The sequence below is a fragment of the Brevundimonas sp. M20 genome (assembly GCF_006547065.1).
Lineage (GTDB): Bacteria > Pseudomonadota > Alphaproteobacteria > Caulobacterales > Caulobacteraceae > Brevundimonas.
This window is the reverse complement of record NZ_CP041243.1, coordinates 945,001-963,591: the sequence shown is the minus strand read 5'-3', so window position 1 is coordinate 963,591 and position 18,591 is coordinate 945,001. Positions and strand designations below refer to the sequence as shown.

Sequence of the window (18,591 nt, the reverse complement as noted above, 5' to 3'; positions counted from 1 at the left end):
CTGTCACTCATACGCAAGGCGGCTTAAACCGCCCGACCATGTTTGAGTTCTCCCCCCTCGACCGCCGCTTCACCCTCCTCGCCGGAGCCGCGCTTTGCGCCTTCGCCGGTCCCGCGCACGCCCAGACAGCGCCGTCGCCCACCGCGCTCGATGAAGTCGTCGTCACCGGCTCGCGCCTGTCCGGCGCCCATCGGCTGGCGCCGGTCGAAGTCATCGACCGCACCGATCTGGAAGCCGCCGCCGTCACGGACCCGGCCCGGATGCTGCAGCTGCTGACCGCCAACTCGGGCTCCGAGGCCCAGGTGGACCAGCTGAACCAGCCCCAGAGTTCGGGCACGGCCCAGTTCAACCTGCGCAATCTCGGGCTCGGTTCGACCCTCGTTCTTGTGGACGGTCTGCGCTGGACCTCAAGCGCGGCGGTCGCCACCGACGGCTCCGCCTATGTCGACATCAACAGCCTGGTCCCGCTGATCGCGCTGGAGCGGGTCGAGGCGTTCAAGGACGGCGCCTCAGCCGTCTATGGCTCCGACGCCGTGGCCGGGGTGGTCAACTTCGTCACCCGCACCGAGGTCGAGGGCGCCGAGCTGCGCGCCCGCTACGGCCTTTTGGACGGCGCCGAGGAAAGCCTGATCGAGGCGATCGGCGGCGCCACCGTTCTGGGCGGCGACCTGACGCTGGCGGGCTCCTGGGCCCACCGCTCGGCGCTGGGATCGAATGAGCGCGGCTTCACCCAGGCCGAAAACTACGGGCGCGCGGGCTGGACCGCCGTGACCAGCTACGGCCAGCCGGGTTCCTACTTCCGCCCGAGCGCGAACGGCTACGCCCCCGACCCCGACTGCACCAACGCGGCCTTCCCCAATGCCTTCCGCAACAGCCCGACAGACGCCTTCTGCCGTCTGGACTACTCGGACTTCTTCGACCTCGCGCCGGAGGAGACCCGGACCCAGCTGTTCGCCGACTGGCGCCGACCGGTCGGTTCTGTCGAGGTCCGGCTTCAGGCCGCATGGTCCTCGACCGGGACCATCGCCCGCCAGAGCCCGTCCCTGCCCATCCTCGCCCGCGCCCTGACGGTTCCGACCAACCACCCGGACAATCCGTTCGGCGAGGCCGTGCTGTTCCGGGGCCGCCTTCTGGGCGCCGAGGCGGGCGCGTCCGAGGCGACCTTCGACTACGAAACCTGGCGCATCGCGGGCGGCGTGTCCGGCCAGTTCGCCAATGGCTGGGACTGGGACCTGTCCGCGACCTCCAGCCGCCAGCACATCGCCTATGACAAGCCGGACACCATCGGCACGGCCCTGCAGAACGCCCTGAACGGTCTGGGCGGGGCGGGCTGCGATCCGGCGACGGGAACGCCCGGCGTCGGCCCCTGCCAGTGGTTCAATCCCTTCGGCAGCGCTTATCTGGGAACCGGCACGACCAACAGCCCGGCGCTGGTCTCCAGCCTGATCGGCTCAACGGGCCTGCGCGGCGCCTCGACCCTGACCACCGTTGATGTCCAGACCGACGGGCGCGCCTTCAGCTGGGAAGGCGGTCGTCTGGACCTCGCCTTCGGCGCCCAGTACCGCCTCAGCACCCTGCGTCATGACTGGAGCGATCTGGTCAATGCCGGTGACCTGCTGACCGCCGGCTATTCGCCCGACTTCGACGGCGACCAGGAGGTCTTCGCCGCCTTCGCCGAAGCCCGTCTGCATCTCGGCGAGCGCATCGAGGCCCAACTGGCCCTGCGCGAGGAAATCTATGACGGCGGCGCCGACGCTCTCAGCCCGCGCCTCGCCGTCCGCTGGGACGCCACTGATGCGTTCGCCCTGCGCGCCTCGTGGGGTCAGGGCTTCCGCGCCCCATCGGTCTTCACCCTGTCGGGCGCACAGGCGTCGCAGCCGTCGGTGCTGGACCGGGGCGCCTTCGTCTTCGTCAACACCCTGACCACCGGCGATCCCGACCTGAAGCCGGAGGAGTCCGAAACCCTTACCCTCGGCGCGATCTGGACGCCCCTGCCCGGCCTGCGCCTCGGCCTCGACGCCTGGCGGATCGACTACACCAACCTGATCGTGAAGGAGTCGGCGCAGGCGATCATCAATCAGGCCGCCGCCGATGATCTGGCGGGACTGACCGACACGGCGGCGCAGCAACGCGTCACCCGCGCGGGCAACGGGGCCCTGACCTTCGTGGACCTGCGCTTCATCAACGCCTCGTCCATCGAGACGCAGGGGCTGGACCTGTCCGCCCGCTATGACCGTGACCTGTTCGGCGGCGTCTTCTCCGCCGCCGCCACCTGGACCTACGTGGACAGGTACGACATCCGCCTGACGCCCGGCGCGGCGGCGACCTCGGGCCTCGGCTCGACCAATCTGAACACCATCGCCCGCTCCCTGCCGCAGGACCGGGGCGAGGTCTCGGTCGGCTGGAGCGGTCCGACCGACACCATCACCCTGCTGGCCCACTACACCGGCGGCTACAGTAACGACCGCAGCGGCGTCACCGACACCACCATCGACAGCTGGACCACCGTGGACCTTCACTACGTCCGCGCCGTCACCCCCTCGCTGGACCTGTCGCTCGGGGTGGTGAACCTCGCCGACTCCGATCCGCCGCTGGCCCAGTTCGCCCTCGGCTATGATCCGGTCGTCGCCGATCCGCGCGGTCGCATCCTCACCATCGGCCTCAGGAAGCGGTTCTGAGTTTCGCGGCGCATCCGACCTCGCTAACCTGACCGCATGACCGACGACTACGTCTTCGAGGCCCCGGCGGACGAACCGCCCGCGCCACGCGACAACAATCCGCCGCTGTCGATCTCCGAGCTGTCCTTCGCCCTGAAGCGCACGCTCGAGGATCGCTTCGGCCATGTCCGCCTGCGCGGCGAAATCTCGAAGGTGAACCACCACGCCTCGGGCCACGTCTATCTGACGCTCAAGGACGACAAGTCGGCCATCGACGGCGTCGTCTGGAAGGGCGTGGTGCGCGGCCTCGGCGTCCGGCCCGAGTCGGGGCTGGAAGTCATCGTCACCGGCAAGATCACCTCCTACCCCGCCCGCTCGTCGTACCAGATCGTCATCGAAAGCATGGAGGCCGCCGGCGCCGGCGCCCTGCTGGCCCAGCTGGAGCGGCTGAAGGCCCGGCTGGCGGGCGAGGGCCTGTTCGAGGGGTCTCGCAAGAAGCCCATCCCCGCTTTCCCCGCCGTCGTCGGCGTGGTCACCAGCCCCACCGGCGCGGTCATCCGCGACATCCTGCACCGCATTTCCGAGCGCTGGCCCTGCCGCGTCATCGTCTGGCCCTGCGTGGTCCAGGGCGACGCCGCCGCCGGTCAGGTCGCCAACGCCGTGCGCGGCTTCGACAGCATGGCTCCCGACGGCCCCATCCCCCGTCCCGACGTGGTCATCGTCGCGCGCGGTGGCGGTTCGGTCGAGGATCTCTGGGCCTTCAATGACGAGGCGCTGGCCCGCACCGTCGCCGCCGCCTCCATCCCGATCATCTCGGCCGTGGGGCACGAGACGGACACCACCCTGATCGACTTCGTCTCGGACCGCCGCGCCCCCACTCCCACCGGCGCCGCCGAGATCGCCACGCCCGTGCTGGCCGACCTTCAGTACGCGGTCGCCGATTTCGAGCGTCGTCTGGCCCGCGCGGGTGGTCGTCTGCTCGAGGATCGCCGCACCCGCCTGCGCGCCGCCGCCCGCGGCCTTCCCGCCCGCCCCGAGGACCTGCTGGCCCTGCCCCAGCAGCGGCTCGACCTGGCCGGCAGCCGTCTCGGCTCGGCCCTGCACCGCAACGTCGCGGTGCATGAGCGGCAGCTGGCCGGAGCGTCGGGCCGTCTCAGCCCAATCCTGCTACGCCAGCGCGTACAGCGAGAGTCTGATCGCATCGCCGCGCTGACGGCTCGTCTCGGCAGCGGTCTGTCCTCGACTGTCGCGGGACGCGAGCGGCGATTGCTTCAGATCACGGGTCGCCTGTCGCCGGCCCCCCTGCATCGCAGGCTGGATCAACGCGCCGCTCGTCTTGAAGCCTTGAGTGAAAAGCTCGACGCGGTCATTCCCCGCCGTCTGGATCGCGACCAGACCCGCCTCGCCGCCCTGTCCCGCGCCCTGACCAGCCTCGATCCCAAACGGCCCAAGCCCGGCTTCGCCCGCATCGAGGACGAGACGGGAGCCATGATCGCCTCCGCCGCAGGGCTGCACGACGGTCAGGCCGTCCGGCTGGTGTTCTCGGATGGATCGAAGGGCGCCCGCATCGACGGCGGCGAGGATACGCCGCCGCCCGCTCCCAGGCCGCGTCCTGCCCCTCCGCCGAAGCCGAAACCCGCCGCGCCGGGTCAGGGCGACCTGTTCTGAAACGGGAAACCCTTGGCGCCCCGCCACCGGCCAAGCTAGGTTAAGGCCATGGACCAGTCAGCCAATCCGCAGGCCACGCTTCACTACGGCGACGGCGAATTCGTCGTGCTCAAGCCGGGCCGCTTCGTGACCTGCGCCGTCACCGGCAAGGCGATCCCGCTGGAAAGCCTGCGCTACTGGTCCGCCAGCCTGCAGGAGGCCTACGCCGGTCCGGCCGAGGCCTTCCAGCGCCTGGGCCAGCAGCCCTGATGCTCGACCGCCGCGGTCTGCTCGCCGGAGGCGCGGCCCTGCTCGCCGCCGGACAGGCCCGCAGCCAGACCCGCGGCCCGACCACCGACCTCGATCTCGACGGCCGCTTCGTTCAGGGCGGCCACGTCATCGGCCGCACCTGGCCCCGCGCCCTGATCTTCGTCGATGGCGAGGCCCTGTCCGCCGCCTCCGCCGACGGCTGGTTCTTGGTCGGCTTCGACCGCGACGCGCCCGGCAGCGTCCAGATCGAGGCCCGTTCCGAAGGGCGCAGCGCCTCACGCACCCTCAGCGTCGCTCCCGGGCGCTTTCCCTCCACCGCCGTCAACGGCCTGCCGCCCTCGACGGTCGCGCCGTCCGACCCCGCCCTTCTGGCCCGCATACAGGAGGAGGTGCTGGTCAAGACCGAGGCCTTCTCCAGCCGTGTTGACGGCGACGGCTTCCGGGACGGCTTCGCCTGGCCGCTGGAGACCTACCGCGTCACCAGCCGCTGGGGCGCCCAGCGCGTTCTGAACGGCACGCCGGCCCGGCCCCACTACGGCATCGACCTGGCCGCGCCGCAGGGCTCGGCCATCCGCGCCCCGGCGCCCGGCCGTGTGACCCTGGCCCGGTCGGGCATGCATTTCGAGGGCGGGCTGGTCCTGATCGACCACGGCCAGGGCCTGATCACCGCCTATCTGCACCAGTCCCGCATCGAGGTCCGTCAGGGGCAGGACGTCCTGCGCGGCGACCTGATCGGGCGTGTCGGGATGACCGGTCGCGCCACCGGCCCCCATCTCTGCTGGCGCGGAAAATGGCGGGACCGGAACATCGACCCGTCGCTTCTGGTGAAAACCTGAACAAGCTTGGCCATTTACGCTGAAGTTGAAACGACGTTCGTCGATGGACGCGGGCCGAATCCGTCCATAGACCTGCCGGACTCCGACGCGTTCACCGTCACCGATCCAAGCTGCCGTCCCGATGTCTTCGCTCGCCGCCCTTCAGGTTCTTCTGGTTGACGACAACCAGCACATGCGGGCGATCACCGCCGCCGTTCTCCAGTCTGCCGGCATCCGCAAGGTGCGCGAGGCCACCGACGGCGCCGCCGCGCTCGTCGTCCTGCGCGAGCATCCTGTCGATCTGGTGATCGTGGACTTCAACATGTTCCCGCTGGACGGGGTCGAGTTCACCCGTCTGGTCCGCAACAGCCCGGACAGCGCCAATCCCTATATGCCGATCATCATGATGACCGGCCACTCGGAGAAGAGCCGCGTCTATGAGGCCCGCGACGCGGGCGTCACCGAGTTCGTGGTCAAGCCGATCACGGCCAAGGCCATTCTGGACCGTATTCAGGCCGTCATTTTCCGCCCGCGTCCGTTCGTGAAGACCGACGGCTATTTCGGTCCCGACCGTCGCCGGGTCCAGTCTCCCGGCTTCAACGGTCCGTGGCGTCGCGCCCTGGATCAGTCGCGCGAAATCTGACCCGGTTCAGTCTTCCGGCGGCAGGGCGTCATAAACCGCCTGCGGCCAACGCTTGTGCACCCAGAACCAGTCCTCGGGGACTTCGCGAACCCGATCCTCGACGAAGGTGGTGATCGCCTGCACGCCGCGCGCGATGTCGGCCTGTCTGTCACCGGTCGAGGGCACCTCGATCGGCTCATGCGCCGTCACACGGAAACGGACGCCCGGCAGACGGACCACCGAGATGGGCTGCATCACCGTCCCGAACCGCAGCGCCAGCCGCGACGGTCCCGGCGCGGCGTTCACCGGCTGACCGAAGAAGGTCACTTCCGGCCCTTCGGAGAATTTCTGGTCGTTCAGCAGGGCGACGGACTCGCCGCGCTCCAGCCCGGCCAGCAACTCCCGCGCCCCGTCCCCGCCCTTGGGCGCGAACAGCTTGATGCCGTAGCGGGCCCGCGCATCGCGGATCTGCCTGTCCACATAGGGGTTGTTGGCCGCGCGATAGGTCACCTGCACCGGCGCCCCTGACGCCACCAGCACGGCCGCCATCACCTCGAAATTCGACAGGTGGCCCGACACGAAAACCACCGGCTTGCCGCTGTCGCGGATCGCCTCCAGCCGTTCCTTGCCGACGATCTCCAGCCGACCGCTCGCGGGGGTCAGTTGGTCCATCACCGCCGTCTCCGCGAAGCTGCGGCCGATCCGTTCCCATGCCTCCAGCGCCAGCGCCTCGCGCTCCGTCTTCGACATGTCGGGGAAGGCGATGCGCAGGTTGCGGGTCACCGTCTTGTGGGTGCCGACCTTCGGGCCCAGCGCGCGCAGCAGGGCGCCGCCGACGTTCGACGCCCGCTCCACGCCCAGCATCCGCATCAGGCCGACGAAGGCGGCGAAGCCCGCCCCCTCCAGCCGCCAGATCAGATCCTGGCCGAAACCGACCTTGTCGCCCTCACCAGGCAATCGTCAGCCCGCCGTCCACCACCAGCGTCTGGCCGGTCACATAGGCCGCGGCCTTCGAGCACAGATAGACCGCCGTGCCCGCGATCTCGTCCGGCTGACCGATGCGCTTCATCGGGTTCGGCTCGACCGTCACCTTCAGCACCTCCTCGTTCTCCCACAGATAGCGGGCGAAGTCGGTCTGGATCAGGCCCGGCGCGATACAGTTCACCCGCACATTCGACGGGCCGTACTCGACCGCCAGATTGCGGACCAGCTGCATGTCCGCCGCCTTGGACACGTTATAGGCGCCGATCAGGGCGTTGCCGCGCAGACCACCGACCGACGAAATGATCAGGATCGCGCCGTCCCTACGCTCCAGCATCTGCGGCGCGACCATCTGGGTCAGCCAGTGATTGGCCAGCACATTGTTGTGGAAGATCTTCTGGAACTGGTCGTCCGAGATGCCCGCCATCGGCCCGGCATAGGGGTTCGACGCCGCGTTGCAGACCAGAATGTCGATCTTGCCGAAGGTGGCGTTGGTCTCATCGACCAGACGCTGCAGCTCTTCCTTGGACGCGATGTTGGCCGGGATCGCCAGCGCCGTGCCCTCACCGTGCTTGGCGTTCAGGGCCTGCGCGACCTCATCGCACGGCCCGGCCTTGCGCGACGAGATCACCACCTTGGCGCCGTGCTCGGCCATCCGCTCGGCGATCGCCTTGCCGATACCCTTGGAGGAGCCGGTAATCACCGCGACCTTGCCGGTCAGATCGAACAATTCCATCGTTAACCTCGAATGCGTGGGGAGAATCCGTGTCCGGACCCTATGCGTATCGTCGTGATACCCCGATACTCGGGCGATTCCATCCGGGAAGGCGGAAACTCCGTAACCCATGCGCGCCATTACCAACGGCTTTTTGTTCTTCGGCTACCTGTTCCTGGCGATGACCGTCGGCGCCTTCCTTTGGCGCGCGGGTCTCGGCGGCGGGGCGGGCGTGGCCGGCGGCCTTGGCGCGGGGGGCCTGCTTCTGGCCGCCCACGTCATGCTGGTCGGCCGGACCCAGCGCGCCGCGCTCAAGAAAGAGATTGATCAGGTCCGCGAGGCGCACCGCCTGCTGGCCGACGCGATGGAGTCCACCCAGGGCGCGCTGACCGAACTGGCCCAGGCCATCGAGGCCGGCGCCCTGACCTCGACCGAGCAGCTGTCCGGCGAGGTCCGTATGCTGGAGACCCTGATCCAGCAGATGAGCCTCTCTCTCGACGAGCGGATGAGCCGTCCTGCGCCCGCCAGCGCCTTCGAGGCCCGCCATCAGCAGCAATCGAACGTCCTGCTGGCCACCATCCATGAGGCCCTCGCCGAGAACCGTGTGGACCTCTACCTCCAGCCGGTCGTCTCCCTGCCCCAGCGCCGGACCATCTTCTACGAAAGCTTCACCCGCCTGCGCGCCGCCGACGACCGGGTGATGATGCCCGCCGAATATCTGTCGGTCGCCGAGGGCGAGGGTCTGGTTCCGGCCATCGACAACCTGCTGCTGTTCCGCTGCGCCCAGATCGTGCGCCGTCTGGCCCGTCAGGATCGCAAGGTCGGCGTGTTCTGCAACGTGGCGCTGTCCTCTCTGGGCGACGAGACCTTCTTCCCGCAGTTCCTCGACTTCCTGTCCGAGAACCGCGACCTCAATCAGGCCCTGATCTTTGAACTGGGTCAGGCTGTCTTCGACGCGCGCGGCGCGGTCGAGGCCCGCAACATGGCCAAGCTGGCCGATCTCGGCTTCCGCTTCTCGATCGACAAGGTCCAGACGCTCGACCTCGATTTCGCCGACCTGCAACGCTCGGACGTCAAATTCCTCAAGGTCTCTGCCGACCTGCTGATCGAGCAACTGCTCGACCTCGACAACGGCCCGGCCATCCCGTCGCTGCGCGATATCCAGGCCGCCGATTTCGCCCAGTTGACCCGCCGCTACGGCATCGAGGTCATCGCCGAGAAGTGCGAGAGCGAGCGTCAGATCGTCGACATCCTCGAGCTCGACGTCTCCATGGGTCAGGGCCACCTCTTCGGCGAACCCCGCGCCATCAAGGAACAGGTGCTGGCCGAAACCGACCCGCCCGCCGAATTCCTGCGCTCCACCCTCCGCAGCGCCGAACAACGCCGCCGCTTCGGCTGACCGACGCTTCCCTCGCGCAGTCCAGCCGGACCGCGCCGCCCGTCTTCTGGCGGCGAGAAGCCGAGCGCCCAGCCCCCTCCCCGAGTGAGAAAGACGAGCGCAAGACCCGGCGCCTGAGCCCTCTTCGGCACCCTACGACCAAATTTGACGCATGGCCCTGCTACACTGCGCGCAGTCGGGTCTTTGACAATCAAACCACTCAGGTTGAGCGCCTCGCCTCATCCCCCGCGCCGCGGGAAAAAGTGCACGATGTGCACTGCTTTTTTTTGTGAGTGCACTTTTTCAGCGTTTCCGGATTGCACGGATTACACTCTTCACACCCGGAATTTCGCGTGTAGCCGCTCGCCCTTCACCCGCGGCTCCCAACCGGCTATCTCCGACGACATGACCCCTCCCCACGCCCTCACCGGTCTCGGCGCTGTCGCCGGGGACTATGACATCCTGCTCTGCGACGTCTGGGGCGTGATCCATAACGGACGCGAAAGCTGGCCCGAGGCGTGCGAGGCGCTGGCGCGCTTCAACCGCGAGGGCGGGCACGTCATCCTGATCTCCAACTCCCCCCGCACCGGCCCCGGCGTCATCACCCAGATGGACGATCTGGGCGTGCCGCGCGAAAGCTGGAAGGCCGTGGTCACCTCCGGCGACGCCACCCGCGCCGAACTGGCCAGACGCGCGCCCGGCCCCGCCTGGCTGATCGGCCCCGACCGCGACGCCCCCCTGTACGAGGGTCTGGGCCTGACCACCGTTCCGAACGGCGACGAAGCCGCCTTCATCTCCGTCACCGGCCTCTACGACGACGAGGTCGAGACCCCCGAAGACTACCGCGAACGCCTCACCGCCGCCGCCGCGCGCGGGCTGGAGATGATCTGCGTCAACCCGGACCGCGTCGTTCAGCGCGGGGATCGTCTGATCTGGTGCGCCGGGTCGCTGGCCGACCTGTACGAACACCTCGGCGGTCGCGTCACCATGGCGGGCAAGCCCTACGGCCCCATCTACGACCGGGCGCTGAAGGAAGCCGCCGACCTGCTCGGCGGACCGGTCAACCGTTCGCGCGTCCTGTGCATCGGCGACGGGGTCATCACCGATGTTCTGGGGGCGGACAAACAGGCGATGGACTGCCTCTTCATCGCCCAGGGCATCCATGGCGACAAGGCGCGCGGCGCCGACGGAAAGCTCGATCCGGCCCGCGCGGCAGAGCTTTTGAAGGCTGAAACGACATATGCGCGCTACGCCATGCTCGATCTCGCATGGTGAGGATGGTCATTCCGTCGCACGGGCGCTAACACCGATTCATGGTTGATCTCGTTCATAAACATCCCTCGGGCGGCTACATCCTCGAGGAGCTTCGCGTCGGCATGATCGCCGAAAAGGTGATCCACGCGACCGAGGAGCGAATCCGCCTGTTCGCCGAGGCGTCGGATGACTTCAATCCGGTCCATCTGGATGAAGCCTTCGCCTCCCGGACCGCCTATCGCGGCCGCATCGCCCACGGCCTGCTGTCGGCCTCGTTCGGCTCTGCCGTGGTCGGAACCATCCTGCCGGGCGCCGGCTCGATCTACATCTCGCAGACCCTGTCCTTCCACCTGCCGGTGCGGATCGACGATGTGGTCACCATCCGCATCACGGTCGTGTCGGTCGATCAGGAAGGCGCCCGGGTCGAGCTCAACTGCGAAGGCTTCGTCGACGACAAGCTGATCATGGACGGCATAGCTACCGTCCGCGTCCCGCGTCGCCGTAAACCGTCGGCCCGTTGATCCGGATCGTCCGAGGCTGGCGCGACCTGCCCCCGGAACAGCGGGGCGCGGCCGTCGCCATCGGCGCCTTCGACGGCGTCCATCGCGGGCATCAGGCCGTCATCGCCGGCGCGCGCGAGGCCGCGGCCCGTCTGGGCGCGCCCCTCGCCGTGGTCAGCTTCGACCCGCACCCGCGCCGCTGGTTCCAGCCCGACGCCGCTCCCTTCCGCCTGATGACACCGGACCAGATGGCCCGCGCCCTCGCGCCACTCGGCGTCGACCGCCTCTACCTCCTGCCGTTCGACGGCGAGATGGCCGCCATGTCGGACGAGCAGTTCGCCCGCGATGTGCTCGGCGATGGTCTGGGCATCGCCCACGCCGCCGTCGGCTTCGACTTCACCTTCGGCAAGGGCCGGACCGGGTCTCCGGAAGCCCTGCGTCGCTATGGCGAGACCGCGGGCTTCACCGTCTCGGTCGCTGAACGGCTGGACGACGCCGACGGGCTGAAGCTCTCTTCCTCCGCCGTGCGCGAGGCGCTCAAGGCCGGGGACATGACCCGCGCCACCGCCATTCTGGGCCGCCCCTTCGCGGTGCAGGGCGAGGTCATCCACGGCGACAAGCGCGGGCGCACCATCGGCGTGCCGACCGCCAATGTCAGCCTCGGCGGCTATATGCGCCCGGCCTACGGTGTCTATGCGACCCGCACCCGCCTGCCGGACGGCCGTGTGATCGACGGTGTCGCCAACCTCGGTGTCCGTCCCATGTATCCGACCGAGGACCCGCTGCTCGAGGTCTGGCTGTTCGACTTCAACGAGGACCTCTACGGCCAGACGGTCGAGACCGAACTGGTCGCCTTCCTGCGCGGCGAGCTGAAGTTCGACGGCCTGGACGCCCTCAAGGTCCAGATCGATCAGGACGCCGCCGACGCCCGCGCGGCGCTTCATCAGTGGCGCGGCGGCGAAGCCCCTGCTAGACCGCCTGCACCATGACCGTCCGCGTCCGTCTCCCGATTTCGATTAGCCGCCCGGCGTAGCGCTGCAGGGCCGTCGGCCCCGCGCACGTCGGGATATCCCATCGAAATCCACGCGAACGATCGACACGACGAGACCGACTTCATGGCTGACGCCGACAACGACACCCCCACCGGCCGCGACTACCGCGACACCGTCTTCCTGCCGGAGACGCCCTTCCCCATGCGCGGCGGCCTGCCCCAGAAGGAACCGCTGATCCTCGAACAGTGGGGCGACCTCTACGGCGCCCTGCGCAAGCAGCGGCAATCGGAGGGCGCACCCCTCTACGTCCTGCACGACGGCCCGCCCTACGCCAACGGCGATATCCATATCGGCCACGCGCTGAACAAGACGCTGAAGGACTTCGTGGTCCGCAGCCGCTTCCTGCTGGGCTACGATGTCGACTACGTCCCCGGCTGGGACTGCCACGGCCTGCCGATCGAGTGGAAGATCGAGGAGCAGTTCCGCGCCAAGGGCCGCCGCAAGGACGAGGTCTCCAAGGACGAGTTCCGCGCCGCCTGCCGCGAGTATGCGGGCAAGTACATCGACCTGCAGCGCGACCAGTTCAAACGCCTGGGCATCACCGGCGACTTCGCGAACCGCTACGCCACGATGGATTACGCTTCCGAGGCCGCCATCGTCGCCGAGTTCCACAAGTTCAAGAACTCTGGCCAGCTCTATCGCGGCTCCAAGCCGGTGATGTGGTCGCCGGTCGAGCGCACGGCTCTGGCCGACGCCGAGATCGAGTACCACGACCACGTCTCGCCCACGATCTGGGTGAAGTTCCCGGTCACCGGCGCCTCGGACGATCATCCAGACGACCTGCTGAGCTTCCGCGCCGGCACGCCGTCGATCGTCATCTGGACCACGACCCCGTGGACCATCCCGGCCAACCGCGCCATCAGCTATGGCCCCGAGATCGCCTATGGCCTCTACGAGGTCACGGCCATGGAAGAAGGGCTGGAGTTCGAGCCCTGGGCCAAGCCGGGTGACCGCCTGATCGTCGCCGACAAGCTGGCCGAGGATGTCTTCAAGGCCGCGAAGATCGCAGCCTGGACGCGTGTGGACGACCTGAACCCGTCGGGTCTGGAATGCGCCCACCCGCTGGCCGCGCTGGACAGCGGCTACGGCTTCTCCGTGCCCCTGCTCGCCGGCGACCACGTCACCGACGACGCGGGTACAGGCTTCGTGCACACCGCCCCCGGTCACGGCGCGGACGACTTCGAGGTCTGGAAGGCCCACGGCCATCACGAGGTGCCGGACACCGTCGACCCGGACGGCGCCTACTACCCCTCCGTCCCGCTGTTCGCGGGCCTGAAGGTGCTGGAGACCGAGGGCAAGAAGACCGGCAAGTTCGGTCCCGCCAACGGCGCGGTGATGGAAAAGCTGATCGAGGCCGGCAACCTGCTTGCGCGCGGTCGTCTGGAGCACTCCTACCCGCACAGCTGGCGCTCCAAGGCGCCGGTCATCTTCCGCAACACCCCGCAATGGTTCATCCGCATGGACCAGCCTCTGAAGTCCGGCGACACCCTGCGCGAGACCGCGCTGCAAGCCATTGACGACACCGCCTTCCACCCGGCTGCCGGGCGCAACCGCATCCGCTCGATGGTCGAAGGCCGTCCGGACTGGCTGGTCAGCCGTCAACGCGCCTGGGGCACCCCGCTGGCCATGTTCATCGACAAGCAGACCGGCCAGCCGCTGCATGATCCCGAGGTGGACGCCCGCATCGTCGCGGCCGTCGCCGAGCACGGCGCCGACATCTGGTTCACCGCCCCGGACAGCGAGTTCCTGGGCGCCCACGACGCCTCGCGCTTCGAGAAGGTCGAGGACATTCTGGACGTCTGGTTCGACTCCGGCTCGACCCATGCCTTCACCCTCGACCCGCGCCTGCCCGGGAACGGCTACACCGGCGACCGCCCGGCCCACTGGCCCGCCGACCTGTATCTGGAAGGCTCGGACCAGCACCGCGGCTGGTTCCAGTCGTCCCTGCTGGAAGGCTGCGGCACCCGTGGTCGCGCCCCGTTCAAGGCGGTCCTGACCCACGGCTTCACCCTCGACGAGAACGGGGAGAAGATGTCGAAGTCCAAGGGCAACACCGTCGACCCGGCGACCGTCATCAAGGAATCCGGCGCGGACATCCTGCGTCTGTGGGTGGCGCTGGTCGACTATTCGGACGACCAGCGGATCGGCAAACAGATCCTGCAGACCACGGTCGACGCCTATCGCAAGCTGCGCAATACCGTCCGCTACCTGCTGGGCGCCCTCGCCGGTTTCCATGAGGCCGAGCGCCTGCCCTACGACCAGATGCCGCCCCTGGAGAAGTTCGTCCTGCATCGTCTGCACGAACTGGATGGTCAGGTCCGCGCCGCCTACGGCGAATACCGCTTCCAGGACGTCGTCCGGCCGGTGCTGGAGTTCTGCTCCAACGACCTGTCCGCCCTCTACTTCGACGTTCGCAAGGACAGCCTCTACTGCGACCGCCCCGACAGCATCCGCCGTCGCGCCGTCCGCACGGTGATGGACGAGGTCTTCGCCCGCCTCACCGCCTGGCTGGCACCGCTGACGCCGTTCACGATGGAAGAAGCCTGGACCACCCGCTTCCCCGACGCCGGCTCCAACTGCGCCCGCGTCATCCCGCAGACTCCGGCGGAATGGGAGAACGGGGCGGAAGCGGATCGCTGGGCCAAGGTTGTACGGGTGCTCGACCTCGTCACCGGGTCGCTTGAAGAGTATCGCCGGGACAAGACCATTGGTTCAGCGTTGGATGCTGCGCCTGAAGTCGGCCTGACCGCCGAGGATTATGCAGCATTTGATGGGATTGATCCGGCAGAAGTTTTCCGGACCAGCATGGCGACCATCCGCGTCGACTCTGTGATCGACGGCGGCATCTCGTTCCAGTTCAAGAAGTCGGACCATCCGAAGTGCGCTCGCTCCTGGCGCAAGGTGCCCGACGTCGGCTCCGATCCGGACTACCCGGATCTGTCGGCCCGCGACGCCGACGCCGTCCGCTTCCTGGACGCACAACGCCCATAACAAAACGGCCCCGCCCGAACCCGGGCGGGGCCGCCTTGCTTTCAGGCCTTCCGATCAGGCCTCGCGCGATCGGGCTCGCAGGTCCCGGGCGCGGGCGGTCATCTCGTCCGCCCGCCGCAACAGGGTGGGCGACAGGGCCTGCAGTTCAGCGTCCGTCACTGGGTTTCCGTCGGCCCGCTGACGCGCAATGACGCGCTGACGATAGGCAGGATCGCGCAGACGCTCGGCCTCCCGCCGCATCTCGCGAGCGCCCTGTTCCATCTGATCCGCGCCCAGGGCCATGTTCACGCGCGCATCGGCTCGAGCGTTGGCCGCCTCGACGCGAGCGGCGGCGGCGTGTTCACGGGCGACGGCGGCGGCGTCACGGGCGCGGCTGGCGGCCTCCTCGGCCCGGCGGACCTGAGCGGCGATTTCCGGGCGTTGTGCACGGGCCTCGGCGCGAGCGCGGTCAGCCTCAGCTCTCGCCCGAGCGGCGTCGGCGCGCACCGAACGAGCCGCTTCACGGGTGGCTTCTTCTCGTGTCACCTGACGGCCGTCCTGCCAATAGGCCCTGACCGGCGCCGGAGGGGCCGGAGGCGCGGGCGGTGTCGCGAAGACAGCGGCCCCCATTTGGAGGGCGGGTGGAGCCGGAGGGGCCGGTGGCTCTGGCGGAGCGGTCCGCGCCAGCGGCGCAGGGGGAGCCGGCGGGGCCGGGGGAGCCGGCGGGGCCGGGGGCGCGACCAGCCGCAGGGTCTCCCCGTCCCGCACGATCACGGTCGTGGTCTCCTGCGACGATGCGGATACCGGGCTGTCAGGCGGCACGTTCTCCGTCAGTTCAACGGCGGCCAGAGGCGTCGCCACAGCCACCAGACCACCAACGGTCAGGGCCAGGAACAGCGGACGGGACGGCAGGGAGCGAGGCGTTTTCATGATGCGTGCGATCCTTTTGGAAAGAGAGCGGGCGGGGCCGGTCATGCCCAGAGCGGAAGAGGTGGCCGGGAGCTGGCCGAACTCGGCGGCGAGACCGACGAGGGTGCGGGCGTAGGCGCCCGGTTCGAGATGCTCGAGCGCCGCGGCGTCTGCGGCGTCTTCCGTTCGGGCCGCCAGCCGGGAATGCAGCCACCAGACCAACGGATTAAACCAGAAGAGAGCCACGGCCGCGCGGGAGAGCAGCAGGAACAGCCAGTCCCCGCGGCGGATGTGAGCCAGCTCATGAGCCAGCACAGCCTGAGCGCATTCCGGACGGGCGGCGAGTTCCTCGCTGATGAGCACCACCCCGGGCGGCAGCCCCCAGCTCAGAGGTGCGGGCGTGGACGCCGACGCGATCAAACGGGGGCGCCGTCCGCTGGACAGGGCGTCCAGAGTGGTCGTCCAGCGGGATGCGGTCACGGGATTGCCGGCCCGGGTCCAGTGAAAAAGCGTCAGAAGGCCCAGAGCAAAGCGGCCCAGCACCAGCGTCACACCCACAGCCCAGACAGCCGGCGCCACAAGGCTCGGCGACGGATCGAACACCGAGGCGGAAAAGGCGACGCCGCCGACCGGACCGATGTTCCCGCTCCACAGCGGCGCCGTGGCGATTGCCGTCACCGGCTCCGAAGCGGGCAACAGGGGCACCGACAGCGAAGCGGGCAACAGGGGCACCGACAGCGCGGGCAGCACCAGCATCAGAACCGGCAAGGCCAGCAGCAGCAAAACGGTAGCCCTCAGCACATCCACCGCCTCCGTCGCGGGACGCCCGCGCAACGCCGCCGAGATCAGCAGCCCCACACCGGCGATCAGGCCGGACTTGAGAAGGAGTTCGATAAACAGGGTGACGGTCATGCGTCCCGGTCCCCGGCATCGTCGATCGCCCGGCGAAGAGCCTGGATTTCTTCCGGTTTCAGGGAACGGGTCAGGCCCAGCAATGCCGTCGCCGCGCTGGCCGCCGAACCCGCGAAGAAGGTGTCGACCATTCGGCGCAGAGCCCCCGTCGCCAGCGCCTCCGGCTCCGGCGCGGGGCGGTAGACCACCCCGCCCTCGCCTGGTTCCCGACCGACGAGCCCCTTGGCTTCCAGACGGGCCAGCAGGGTCCGAACAGCGGAATCACTGAGCGGATCGGTCAGGGCGGCGCGGACCGCGCCGGTCGTCCCCTGTTCAAGGCGACACAGGGTCTCGAACACTTCGCGCTCCCGCCTGGGCAGCGTCTCGATCATTGCAGCATTCCCTGTCCACTACATCTGTAGCGCTACATTTGTAGCGAATTGCGTCAGGATCAGGGCGGCCGGATGAACTCCGGGAAAGATGGCTCCGGAAGGCCGGCGCCGCTGGCGTGAGGCTTGTGCGCCCTTGCCATCGCTCTGGTTGCTCCGGCAACTTCGGCAATGCCATGCCTATCAGGCACGACGTGAGGCCGCGCCGGCATCGGCGCCCTTAGCGGCGGCCTGGATCTGAACGTCAAAAAGCCCCGCAGCGTTTGGCATGCAGGGCTTTTTGCAAGTTTGGGTGCGGGAGCAGGATTTGAACCTGCGACCTTCAGGTTATGAGCCTGACGAGCTACCGGGCTGCTCCATCCCGCGGCAGGGTGGTGTGTGAAGGAAGGTGTTCGAGGAGCGATCTTTTGGGATCGAGTGCAATACTTTCTATCCGACTGGTAGACCCGGCGGCGACCTACTCTCCCGCGACTTAAGACGAAGTACCATCGGCTCTGGAGGGCTTAACGACCGAGTTCGGAATGGGATCGGGTGGGGAACCTCCGACATAGCCACCAGGTCAACCAGGCGGATAGAAGGATTGCGAAGAAGACATTGTCAGCCTTGCGTTGTTGCAAGGTAATCGAATGAGTTTTGCTGAGAAACGATCAAGCCGATCGGATTATTAGTACCAGTAAGCTTCATGGGTCGCCCCACTTCCACACCTGGCCTATCAACGTGGTAGTCTTCCACGATCCTCAGCGAAGCCTTGTTTTGAGGTTAGTTTCCCGCTTAGATGCTTTCAGCGGTTATCTATTCCGTACATAGCTACCCTGCTGCGCAGCTGGCGCCACGACAGGTCCACCAGAGGTACGTCCATCCCGGTCCTCTCGTACTAGGGACAGATCCTCTCAAGCTTCGAACACCCACGGCAGATAGGGACCAAACTGTCTCACGACGTTCTGAACCCAGCTCACGTACCACTTTAAATGGCGAACAGCCATACCCTTGGGACCTGCTCCAGCCCCAGGATGTGATGAGCCGACATCGAGGTGCCAAACTTTGCCGTCGATATGGACTCTTGGGCAAAATCAGCCTGTTATCCCTAGAGTACCTTTTATCCGTTGAGCGATGGCCCTTCCACGCGGGACCACCGGATCACTATGGCCGACTTTCGTCTCTGCTCGACTTGTCAGTCTCGCAGTCAGGCGGGCTTATGCCATTGCACTCGACGACCGATTTCCGACCGGTCTGAGCCCACCATCGCGCGCCTCCGTTACACTTTAGGAGGCGACCGCCCCAGTCAAACTACCCACCACGCCATGTCCCGGGACCGGATAACGGCCCTCGGTTAGACGTCAACGACAGTAAGGGTGGTATTTCAAGGATGACTCCACCGGTGCTGGCGCCCCGGTTTCATAGTCTCCCACCTATCCTACACATACGGTCGCTAACGCCAAGGCGAAGCTATAGTAAAGGTTCATAGGGTCTTTCCGTCTGACCGCGGGAACCCCGCATCTTCACGGGGAATTCAATTTCACTGAGCCTGTGCTGGAGACAGT

14 protein-coding genes, 1 tRNA gene and 2 rRNA genes (1 of these 17 only partly in view) are annotated in these 18,591 nt (G+C 67.8%); 10 read left to right on the top strand and 7 right to left on the bottom strand.

Annotation, left to right across the window (positions count from 1 at the left end; all coding sequences use genetic code 11):
• Positions 1–38 precede the first annotated feature (38 nt).
• The 5 genes from FKQ52_RS04625 to FKQ52_RS04605 all read left to right on the top strand — a co-directional run bounded on the left by FKQ52_RS04625 (position 39) and on the right by FKQ52_RS04605 (position 6,032).
• Positions 39–2,678 (top strand): TonB-dependent siderophore receptor, encoded by a 2,640-nt coding sequence (locus FKQ52_RS04625; protein ID WP_141626097.1) that lies wholly within the window; start codon positions 39–41, stop codon positions 2,676–2,678.
• A 36-nt stretch (positions 2,679–2,714) separates the two neighbouring features.
• Positions 2,715–4,325 carry an exodeoxyribonuclease VII large subunit gene (gene xseA / locus FKQ52_RS04620; protein WP_141626096.1) on the top strand — a complete coding sequence of 537 codons (1,611 nt, stop codon included), beginning with the start codon at positions 2,715–2,717 and terminating at the stop codon, positions 4,323–4,325.
• Between the two features lie 48 nt (positions 4,326–4,373).
• Entirely contained in the window at positions 4,374–4,574 is a 201-nt protein-coding gene (locus tag FKQ52_RS04615) for a DUF2093 domain-containing protein (RefSeq protein WP_141626095.1), read from the top strand.
• Positions 4,574–5,410 carry a M23 family metallopeptidase gene (locus FKQ52_RS04610; RefSeq protein WP_141626094.1) on the top strand — a complete coding sequence of 279 codons (837 nt, stop codon included), beginning with the start codon at positions 4,574–4,576 and terminating at the stop codon, positions 5,408–5,410. Before FKQ52_RS04615 ends, FKQ52_RS04610 begins: the two co-directional genes overlap by 1 nt.
• A 121-nt stretch (positions 5,411–5,531) precedes the next feature.
• Entirely contained in the window at positions 5,532–6,032 is a 501-nt protein-coding gene (locus FKQ52_RS04605) for a response regulator (RefSeq protein WP_141626093.1), read from the top strand.
• A 6-nt stretch (positions 6,033–6,038) separates the two neighbouring features.
• On the opposite strand, the gene FKQ52_RS04600 is transcribed toward FKQ52_RS04605, so the two are convergent.
• Entirely contained in the window at positions 6,039–6,881 is an 843-nt protein-coding gene (locus tag FKQ52_RS04600; protein WP_141628232.1) for a lysophospholipid acyltransferase family protein, read from the bottom strand.
• Positions 6,882–6,957: 76 nt separating this feature from the next.
• Complete coding sequence (locus tag FKQ52_RS04595) at positions 6,958–7,728, bottom strand: SDR family NAD(P)-dependent oxidoreductase (protein WP_141626092.1); 771 nt, start codon at positions 7,726–7,728, stop codon at positions 6,958–6,960.
• A 109-nt stretch (positions 7,729–7,837) separates the two neighbouring features.
• On the opposite strand from FKQ52_RS04595, the gene FKQ52_RS04590 reads away from it, so the two are divergent.
• The 5 genes from FKQ52_RS04590 (at position 7,838) to ileS (ending at position 14,882) form a co-directional block, all read left to right on the top strand.
• The gene (locus FKQ52_RS04590; protein ID WP_141626091.1) at positions 7,838–9,106 is read left to right on the top strand and encodes an EAL domain-containing protein; all 1,269 of its coding nucleotides are present in this window, start codon (positions 7,838–7,840) and stop codon (positions 9,104–9,106) included.
• A 384-nt stretch (positions 9,107–9,490) separates the two neighbouring features.
• Complete coding sequence (locus FKQ52_RS04585) at positions 9,491–10,360, top strand: TIGR01459 family HAD-type hydrolase (protein WP_141626090.1); 870 nt, start codon at positions 9,491–9,493, stop codon at positions 10,358–10,360.
• Between the two features lie 38 nt (positions 10,361–10,398).
• Positions 10,399–10,860: a MaoC family dehydratase gene (locus FKQ52_RS04580; protein ID WP_141626089.1), complete on the top strand. Its 462-nt coding sequence runs from the start codon at positions 10,399–10,401 to the stop codon at positions 10,858–10,860.
• The gene (locus FKQ52_RS04575) at positions 10,860–11,828 is read left to right on the top strand and encodes a bifunctional riboflavin kinase/FAD synthetase (protein ID WP_141628231.1); all 969 of its coding nucleotides are present in this window, start codon (positions 10,860–10,862) and stop codon (positions 11,826–11,828) included. Before FKQ52_RS04580 ends, FKQ52_RS04575 begins: the two co-directional genes overlap by 1 nt.
• A 126-nt stretch (positions 11,829–11,954) precedes the next feature.
• The gene (ileS, locus tag FKQ52_RS04570; protein WP_141626088.1) at positions 11,955–14,882 is read left to right on the top strand and encodes an isoleucine--tRNA ligase; all 2,928 of its coding nucleotides are present in this window, start codon (positions 11,955–11,957) and stop codon (positions 14,880–14,882) included.
• Positions 14,883–14,936: 54 nt separating this feature from the next.
• Here ileS and FKQ52_RS16820 read toward each other — a convergent pair whose 3' ends face one another.
• From FKQ52_RS16820 to FKQ52_RS04545, 5 genes are all read right to left on the bottom strand, one after another.
• Entirely contained in the window at positions 14,937–16,682 is a 1,746-nt protein-coding gene (locus FKQ52_RS16820) for a M56 family metallopeptidase (RefSeq protein ID WP_141626087.1), read from the bottom strand.
• Entirely contained in the window at positions 16,679–17,053 is a 375-nt protein-coding gene (locus FKQ52_RS04560) for a BlaI/MecI/CopY family transcriptional regulator (RefSeq protein WP_141626086.1), read from the bottom strand. Before FKQ52_RS04560 ends, FKQ52_RS16820 begins: the two co-directional genes overlap by 4 nt.
• A 286-nt stretch (positions 17,054–17,339) precedes the next feature.
• Positions 17,340–17,416 (bottom strand) — tRNA-Met (locus FKQ52_RS04555).
• A 78-nt stretch (positions 17,417–17,494) separates the two neighbouring features.
• Positions 17,495–17,609: ribosomal RNA gene (gene rrf, locus FKQ52_RS04550) — 5S ribosomal RNA — on the bottom strand.
• An 84-nt stretch (positions 17,610–17,693) separates the two neighbouring features.
• Positions 17,694–18,591: ribosomal RNA gene (locus FKQ52_RS04545) — 23S ribosomal RNA — on the bottom strand (it continues 1,890 nt past the right edge of the window).

Excerpts from the sequence above, each read along its gene's own strand:
- FKQ52_RS04625 (WP_141626097.1), top strand. The coding sequence starts at position 39 with ATGTTTGAGTTCTCCCCCCTCGACCGCCGCTTCACCCTCCTCGCCGGA.
- xseA (WP_141626096.1), top strand. The coding sequence starts at position 2,715 with ATGACCGACGACTACGTCTTCGAGGCCCCGGCGGACGAACCGCCCGCG.
- FKQ52_RS04615 (WP_141626095.1), top strand. The coding sequence starts at position 4,374 with ATGGACCAGTCAGCCAATCCGCAGGCCACGCTTCACTACGGCGACGGC.
- FKQ52_RS04610 (WP_141626094.1), top strand. The coding sequence starts at position 4,574 with ATGCTCGACCGCCGCGGTCTGCTCGCCGGAGGCGCGGCCCTGCTCGCC.
- FKQ52_RS04605 (WP_141626093.1), top strand. The coding sequence starts at position 5,532 with ATGTCTTCGCTCGCCGCCCTTCAGGTTCTTCTGGTTGACGACAACCAG.
- FKQ52_RS04600 (WP_141628232.1), bottom strand. The coding sequence starts at position 6,881 with ATGCGGATGCTGGGCGTGGAGCGGGCGTCGAACGTCGGCGGCGCCCTG.
- FKQ52_RS04595 (WP_141626092.1), bottom strand. The coding sequence starts at position 7,728 with ATGGAATTGTTCGATCTGACCGGCAAGGTCGCGGTGATTACCGGCTCC.
- FKQ52_RS04590 (WP_141626091.1), top strand. The coding sequence starts at position 7,838 with ATGCGCGCCATTACCAACGGCTTTTTGTTCTTCGGCTACCTGTTCCTG.
- FKQ52_RS04585 (WP_141626090.1), top strand. The coding sequence starts at position 9,491 with ATGACCCCTCCCCACGCCCTCACCGGTCTCGGCGCTGTCGCCGGGGAC.
- FKQ52_RS04580 (WP_141626089.1), top strand. The coding sequence starts at position 10,399 with ATGGTTGATCTCGTTCATAAACATCCCTCGGGCGGCTACATCCTCGAG.
- ileS (WP_141626088.1), top strand. The coding sequence starts at position 11,955 with ATGGCTGACGCCGACAACGACACCCCCACCGGCCGCGACTACCGCGAC.
- FKQ52_RS16820 (WP_141626087.1), bottom strand. The coding sequence starts at position 16,682 with ATGACCGTCACCCTGTTTATCGAACTCCTTCTCAAGTCCGGCCTGATC.
- FKQ52_RS04560 (WP_141626086.1), bottom strand. The coding sequence starts at position 17,053 with ATGATCGAGACGCTGCCCAGGCGGGAGCGCGAAGTGTTCGAGACCCTG.